5 protein-coding genes and 1 rRNA gene are annotated in these 6,951 nt (G+C 57.9%); 2 read left to right on the top strand and 4 right to left on the bottom strand.

What is annotated here, in order from left to right:
• A 5S ribosomal RNA gene (gene rrf, locus JHL21_RS06180) occupies window positions 1-111 on the top strand; the annotation flags it as partial.
• Between the two features lie 344 nt (window positions 112-455).
• Window positions 456-1,067: an exonuclease domain-containing protein gene (locus JHL21_RS06175; protein WP_200212523.1), complete on the top strand. Its 612-nt coding sequence runs from the start codon at window positions 456-458 to the stop codon at window positions 1,065-1,067.
• Window positions 1,068-1,110: 43 nt separating this feature from the next.
• Here the strand turns inward: JHL21_RS06175 and JHL21_RS06170 are convergent, their stop codons facing one another.
• Genes JHL21_RS06170 through JHL21_RS06155 form a run of 4 tightly spaced genes read right to left on the bottom strand, consistent with a single transcriptional unit; the run spans window position 1,111 to window position 6,773 of the window.
• Window positions 1,111-2,964 (bottom strand): extracellular solute-binding protein, encoded by a 1,854-nt coding sequence (locus tag JHL21_RS06170; protein ID WP_200212522.1) that lies wholly within the window; start codon window positions 2,962-2,964, stop codon window positions 1,111-1,113.
• A gap of 10 nt (window positions 2,965-2,974) precedes the next feature.
• A complete protein-coding gene (locus JHL21_RS06165) occupies window positions 2,975-4,579 on the bottom strand; it encodes an ABC transporter ATP-binding protein (protein ID WP_200212521.1) in 1,605 nt (534 codons plus the stop codon).
• A complete protein-coding gene (locus JHL21_RS06160; protein WP_182394259.1) occupies window positions 4,576-5,673 on the bottom strand; it encodes an ABC transporter permease in 1,098 nt (365 codons plus the stop codon). The genes JHL21_RS06165 and JHL21_RS06160 overlap by 4 nt, the downstream gene beginning before the upstream one ends.
• Window positions 5,670-6,773 carry a microcin C ABC transporter permease YejB gene (locus tag JHL21_RS06155; RefSeq protein ID WP_200212520.1) on the bottom strand — a complete coding sequence of 368 codons (1,104 nt, stop codon included), beginning with the start codon at window positions 6,771-6,773 and terminating at the stop codon, window positions 5,670-5,672. Before JHL21_RS06155 ends, JHL21_RS06160 begins: the two co-directional genes overlap by 4 nt.
• Between the last annotated feature and the right edge of the window lie 178 nt (window positions 6,774-6,951).

The raw sequence follows: 6,951 nt of genomic DNA, 5'->3' as shown, positions 1-6,951 counted from the left end.
TGGTTCTTGCGAGGAGCCCAAGACCCGATCCCATCCCGAACTCGACCGTCAAATTCCTCCGCGCCAATGGTACTAAGTCTCAAGACTTGGGAGAGTAGGTCACTGCAAGGTCTGCCAAAAACATAAATTCTCTCTACGATCATCAAAACCAAATACAAAAAGCCCCGCTCAACAGCGGGGCTTTTTGCGTTTACCACGTAGTGGCCCGTACTTATTTGTGTTCTCTCATGGGGCTTATGGAAGGCCCCCTCACCCGACGCTCCGCGTCGACCTCTCCCCCGAAGGGAGAGGTAAAGAACCGGCCCTTCGGGCTAAAACCACCCCACCCTCATTCCCTCCCCGCAAAGGGGAGGGAGAGCCGCGTGTGTTGGGGGGCGTTGTCTTCAACGGTTGGGGTGCTTGTATCGTCTGCGCCCGAGGCTTAGCCTTCCTTCGCTTTAAGCGGAGAGAGACGAATGCGTGGGGCGGTGTTCTTTGATTGTGAGTTTTTGTGCATCGAGGGCTCACAGAGGCGGTTTTGGTGTGGGGGGCAGGATCCCGATCCGGTGATTGCCCAGATCGGCGCAGTGAAACTGGGGTTGGCGGAGGATTTCCCGATCCTTGAGACATTTGCTCGTTATGTCGTTCCACATGAGCGGGATGGGACAGTGGCGCGGCTTGATCCTTTCTTCTCGCAGCTGACTGGCATTGAAGAACGGCATCTTTCGCAGGAGGGCGTGGATTTGGCGGGGGCGCTCGTTGCGCTCGATCAGTTTTCTCAAGGCGTGCAGATGTGGTCTTGGGGGAAAGACGAGCTCAATATGGTGGCTATTAGCTGCTACGTGGAGGGGATCGCTGCGCCCATTCCCGCGACGCGCTTTGATAATGCGGTCAAGTTGCTCATTGCCGGGGGCATGCCGATAGAGGATTTGGCGCGGACGCCGAGTAGTCGTTTGGCGGCCTATTATGGAGTGGCGCCGGAGGGTCTGACTGAACATGACGCGCTCAGCGATGCATTATCATTGAGCCTTGCGGTGCAGCATTTGTTGCGCGCGGGAGCGCTGACCGCGGCTGACTTTGGCGTTTAGAAGAGAAAAGGGACGCCGAGGCGTCCCTTATTTGTTTTGGCGTTCACTTGGTTTGATCGGCCTTTGCCTCGTCCCACCACCAGATCGTGGGGAAGCCTGAGGAAAACTCGGGCAGTGTCTCTGGATGGCTGAAGCGGTTCCAGCGGGCTGTGCGGGAATATTGGAGGGCGTAGCCGGGGACGACGAGGTGTTTGTGCAGGAGGACACGGTCGAGGGCCGCGCTGGCTGCTTCCTGCGTCGCACGGTCATCGGCAGCAATGAGCTTTTCGATGATGGCGTCTACGCCCTTGTCAGCAAGCCCGAGGTAGTTTTGTGAGCCTTCGGCCTCCGCCGAGCCGGTGCCGAAGAAGAAACGCTGCTCATTGCCCGGCGAAAAGCTCTGTGCCCAGCTGGTGTAGATCATGTCGTAGTCAAAGCTGCGCAGGCGATTGATATATTGGGGGGTGTCGACCATGCGCAGGGTCATGGCGACGCCGATTTGGCGCAGATTGGTGATCATGTTCTGCGCGATGGGTTCGAGTGAGGCTTGATGCATGAGCAGCTCGATCTCGAGTTGCTTGCCGTTGGCGTCGACCAACTGGTTGCCTTGCAGCGTGTAGCCTGCTTCGGTGAGGAGGCCGAGGGCGGTCCGAAGATTGCCACGCAGCTTTTGGGAATCCCCCGCGACCGGGTTGGTGTAGACCTCGGTGAAGACCGAGGCCGGGATCAGGTCTTTGACACTTTCGAGAATTTCCAGCTCCTCGCCTTGCGGGAGGTCTTTGGAAGCGAAGGGGAGGCCGAAGAAGTAGCTGTTGATGCGGTCGTATTGCTCGAAGAAGACCGTACGGTTGAGCTCCTCAAAGTCGAACGCGTAGTTAAGCGCTTCGCGGACCTTCTCGTCTTGGAACTTGTCGCGGCGTAAATTGGGAATGAAGCCGGTCATGGCGCCAGATGCGTTATAGTCCTGCGCGAAGGTTTCGAGGACCACGCGGCCTTCGGCTACGGCGGGGAAATCAAAGCCAGTAGCCCAGCGGCGGGCGGAATATTCGCTCCAATAGTCGAATTGGTCGCCCTTAAAGCCTTCGAACCAGACGCTCTCGTCGAGGAAATATTCGTAAGCGAGGGTGTCGAAATTGTTCTGGCCAAGTTCGGTGGGTTTGCTGGCGGCCCAATAATCGGAGACGCGCTCATAGGTGATGGTTTTGCCCGCGTCGAAGCTTTGCAGCTTATAGGCGCCGGAGCCGAGAGGGGGCTCTTGGGTCGAGGCGCCAATATCACGCTTGTTGCCCTTGGCGTCGGTGCCTTCCCACCAGTGTTGAGGCAGGACCAGAAGCTGGCCCAAAATCAGAGGGAGTTCGCGATTGTTCTTTTCGTTGAAAGTGAATTTTACCTCGCCATCGGTCAGAGCCTCGGCATTGGTGACGCTGGCATAGTACTGAGCCTGATTGGGGCTCAATTCGATCATCTTTTCAAATGTCCAGACGACGTCGGCGGCTGTGACTTTTTCGCCATCGTGCCATTTGGCGTCGGGATCGAGGCGGAAGGTGACGGCGCTGTAATCGGGCTCGATGAAGAGCTCTTTGGCCAAGTGTCCGTAATAGGTGTTGTTCTCGTCGAGCGAGGGGGTCATCAGCGTGTCGTAGGTGAGGCCCAGCCCTGCCGCCGGATCACCCTTGGGCAGGATGGGGTTAAATGTGTCAAAGGCCCCGCGGGTGCCAAGACGCAGCGTGCCAGCCTTGGGCGCGTCTGGATTGACGTAATCAAAATGTTTGAAGTCTGCCGGATATTTGGCGGCGTCGCCCATAGTGAAGGCGTGGGTCCAAGCGCCGGTGACAGTTTCGGCGAGGGCCAAAGCCGATGTGCTCAAGGAGAGAGCGGCGGCAAGGGTGAGGGAGAGAAGGCGTCGCGTCGATGTCATCGGCTGTCTCCTAAGTCAATGTGGGCGCTAATGGGGTGATGTCGAAGGCGGCGGTCAGCAATTGCTGGGTGTAGGCGTGTTGTGGCGCGGCAAAAATGTCTTCGGAAAATCCATGCTCGACCACCTGACCGTTCTTCATGACGATGAGGCGATGGGCAAGGGCGCGGACAACCTTCAGATCGTGGCTGATGAAGAGATAGCTTAACTGGCGGCGTTGCTGGACGGCGCGCAGGAGCGTGATGATCTGTGCCTGTATGGAGACGTCCAGCGCTGAGGTCGGCTCATCCAGGACGAGAAAGTCGGGCTCCAGCACGAGGGCGCGGGCGATGGCGATGCGCTGGCGCTGACCACCCGAAAATTCATGCGGATAGCGCGTGGCGGTGTCGGGATCGAGACCGACCTCGCGCAGGGCGTCCGTTACTTTTTGCGCGCGCTCATTGGCTGTGAGCTTGGGGAAGTGGACCGTCAGCCCTTCTTCGATGATCTCGCTGACTGACATGCGCGGGCTCAAAGATCCGAAGGGGTCTTGGAAGACGATTTGCATATTGCGGCGTGTCGGACGTAAGGCGCGGCCGGATTGTTGGGAAATGTCATTGCCGAGGACGACTATGCGCCCTTGCGAACGAATGAGGCGCAGAATGGCATAGCCGAGGGTGGATTTTCCCGAGCCACTTTCGCCAACGACGCCGAGGGTTTCGCCCCGGCGAATGGCCAGAGTGACGCCGTCGACAGCGCGGAGGTGGCCGGTTGTGCGCTTAAGAAGGCCGCGTTGAATGGCGAACCAGACTTTGAGATCAGTGGTTTCGACGATTGTGGGGGCGTCGGTGGCGGGGGGCAGTGGGGTGCCTTCCGGCGCGGCGGCAAGAAGGCGTTTGGTGTAGTCGTGTTGTGGCGCGTCGAAAATGGTGGCGACTGGGCCGGTCTCGACAATGTCGCCCTTATTCATCACTGCGACACGATCGGCGATGCGGCGGACGACACCGAGATCATGGGTGATGAAGAGCAGTGTCATGCCCTTTTCTGCCTGGAGGCGTTTAAGCAGCGCGAGGATCTGGGCTTGTACGGTGACGTCGAGGGCCGTGGTGGGTTCGTCGGCGATGAGGAGCTTGGGATTGTTGGCGAGCGCCATGGCGATCATGACGCGCTGGCGTTGGCCGCCGGAGAGCTGATGCGGAAAATCATCGATACGGCTGACCGGGTCGGGGATGCCAACTTCGGTGAGCAGTTCGATGACTTTGGCCCGGGCAGCGTTTTTGCGCAGGCCTTGGTGCACTTCCAAGATTTCACCGACTTGCTGGCCGATGCTGTGCACGGGATTAAGCGAGGACATGGGCTCTTGGAAGATCATGCCGATGTCATTGCCGCGAATGGCGCGTAGCGCGCTGTCGGACGCGCCGATCAGTTCTTGGCCGTCGAACTGTATCGAGCCGGATACGGTGGCGGCAGCGGTTTGGAGCTTTAACAAGGAGAGGGCGGTGATGGATTTACCCGAGCCGCTTTCGCCCACGAGGGCGAGGGTTTCTCCGGCGGCGATATCAAAGGCTATGTCGTTGACGACCTGCGAGGCGCCGAAGCGAATGGTCAGGTCTTTGACGGAAAGCAGGGGCGCGGTCATTTGAAAATCTTCCGCGGATCGAAGGCATCGCGTACGGCTTCACCGATGAAGACGAGCAGGGTCATCATGACGGCGATGGTGAAAAAGCCAGTGATGCCCAGCCAAGGGGCCTGAAGGTTGTTTTTGCCCTGCGCCAGAAGCTCACCCAAAGAAGGGGAGCCGGGGGGCAAACCAAAACCCAGAAAGTCGAGCGACGTGAGGGTGGTCACCGAGCCGGACATGATGAAGGGCATAAAGGTGAGGGTGGCGACCATGGCATTGGGCAGCAGGTGCCGCCATATAATCTGGCCGTCAGAAACGCCGAGTGCTCGGGCGGCGTTGACGTATTCAAAATTGCGGGCGCGCAGGAATTCAGCCCGGACAATGGCGACGAGCGAGACCCAAGAGAACAGCAACAGGATGCCCAGGAGCACCCAGAAGCTTGGGGTGATCACTGACGAGATGATCAGCAGGAGATAGAGCGAAGGAACTGAGGTCCAGATTTCGATGACGCGCTGGGAAATGAGATCGACCCAGCCGCCGAAATAGCCCTGCATGGCCCCTGCCAGAATGCCGATGGCGGAGGAGGCAATGGTGAGGGTGAGCCCAAATAGAACCGAAAGGCGGAAGCCATAGAGCAGGCGGGCGAGGACATCGCGGGCGCGGTCGTCAGTGCCGAGATAATGGTAATTGCCAGAGTGGCAGTCAGGGTCCGCCGTGCCTTGAGGATAGCGCGAACAGATTGTTTCGCGGTCCATCAGCCAGCTTGGCGGATTGGCGCCAGAAAAGGCGATATTGCTGTCGACAGTCGCATAGCTGAAGCGGACCAAGGGCCAGAGGGCCCAGCCATTGGCGTTGATCTCATCGGCGATAAACGGATCGCGATAATTGGTGGTGGCGAGGAAGCCGCCGAATTTTTCTTCCGGGTAATCGATGAAGGCCGGGACCAGCATCTCGCCCTTATAGGAGACGAGAATGGGCTTATCATTGGCGATGAATTCAGAGCCGAGGGTCAGAATGAAGACGGCGAGGAAAATCCAAAAGCTCCAATAGCCGCGTTTGTTGGCGCGGAAATTGGCAAGGCGACGCTGATTTATTGGCGAGAGCTTGCTCATTGACCACGGCTCTCGAAATCAATGCGTGGATCGACCCACATGTAAGTGAGGTCTGAGATAAGGCTGATGACGAGGCCGAGAAGAGAGAAGATGTAGAGCGTGCCGAACACCACCGGGTAGTCACGGTTGATGATGGATTCAAAACTCAGAAGGCCAAGGCCATCGAGCGAGAAGATTGTTTCGATCAGCAAGGAGCCGCCAAAGAAAGCGCCGATGAAAGCGCCGGGGAAGCCTGCGATGATCAGCATCATAGCGTTGCGGAAAACGTGGCCATAGAGAACGCGATGTTCGGTGAGGCCTTTGGCCCGAGCGGTTGTGACATATTGCTTGGAGATTTCATCCAAGAAGGAATTCTTGGTGAGGAGCGTTGATGTAGCAAATGCACCAAAGCCCATGGCGGTGATGGGCAGCACCATGTGCCAAGCATAGTCGAGGAATTGCTGCCACCATGGCATCAGCGCAAATCCGGGCGAGGTGAGCCCACGCAGAGGGAAGATTTGCCAGAAACTGCCGCCGGCGAAGAGCACGATAAAGGCAATGGCGATGAGAAAGCCGGGCACGGCATAGCCGATGATGACGATGGTGGAGGTCCAGACGTCAAAGCGCGACCCATCGCGAGTGGCCTTGGCAATGCCGAGAGGAATGGAAATGCCATAGGAGATAATGGTCATCCATAGGCCGAGCGAGATCGACACCGGCATTTTCTCAAGGATGAGATCAATGACCGAAATGTCTCGATAATAGCTCTCGCCAAAGTCGAAGCGCAGGTAGTTACCGATCATAGAAAAGAAGCGTTCGAGAGGCGGCTTATCGAAGCCGAATTGCTTTTCGATTCTGTCGACCAGCTCAGGAGGGAGACCTTGAGAGCCGCGATAGCCAGTGGCGTTGGGGCCTTGGTTGCTGCTCGGTGGCGCGATTTGATCGCCGCCGCCGCCCGTGACGCGCTCCATTATGCCGCCATTGTTCTGGCCGGAAAGGTTGGCGAGTGCCTGTTCAACCGGGCCGCCGGGGGCAAACTGGGTGATCAGAAAAGAAATGGCCATGATGCCGAACACGGTCGGTATCATCAGCAAAAGGCGGCGGAGAATATAGGCGCCCATTCTGTCTCCGATAGGCCAGACGCGTCGACATGCGCTGCAAGATCATAGGAGTACAGAATGCACGCATCGCCGCTTAAGGTCCAACAAATCTATAATTTATTCGGCGGAGTTTTGGCCAATCTGTTCTCCTCAGTGTGAGGAGCGGCAAGGGGATATGGGGTTGTATCGAACAAGGGCT

Origin of the sequence: Devosia sp. WQ 349K1, from assembly GCF_016595685.1 — a bacterium.
Lineage (GTDB): Bacteria > Pseudomonadota > Alphaproteobacteria > Rhizobiales > Devosiaceae > Devosia.
The sequence above is the reverse complement of the archived record's forward strand: the minus strand, read 5'-3'. Positions and strand labels throughout refer to the sequence as shown.

Excerpts from the sequence above, each read along its gene's own strand:
- JHL21_RS06170 (WP_200212522.1), bottom strand. The coding sequence starts at position 2,964 with ATGACATCGACGCGACGCCTTCTCTCCCTCACCCTTGCCGCCGCTCTC.
- JHL21_RS06155 (WP_200212520.1), bottom strand. The coding sequence starts at position 6,773 with ATGGGCGCCTATATTCTCCGCCGCCTTTTGCTGATGATACCGACCGTG.
- JHL21_RS06160 (WP_182394259.1), bottom strand. The coding sequence starts at position 5,673 with ATGAGCAAGCTCTCGCCAATAAATCAGCGTCGCCTTGCCAATTTCCGC.
- JHL21_RS06175 (WP_200212523.1), top strand. The coding sequence starts at position 456 with ATGCGTGGGGCGGTGTTCTTTGATTGTGAGTTTTTGTGCATCGAGGGC.
- JHL21_RS06165 (WP_200212521.1), bottom strand. The coding sequence starts at position 4,579 with ATGACCGCGCCCCTGCTTTCCGTCAAAGACCTGACCATTCGCTTCGGC.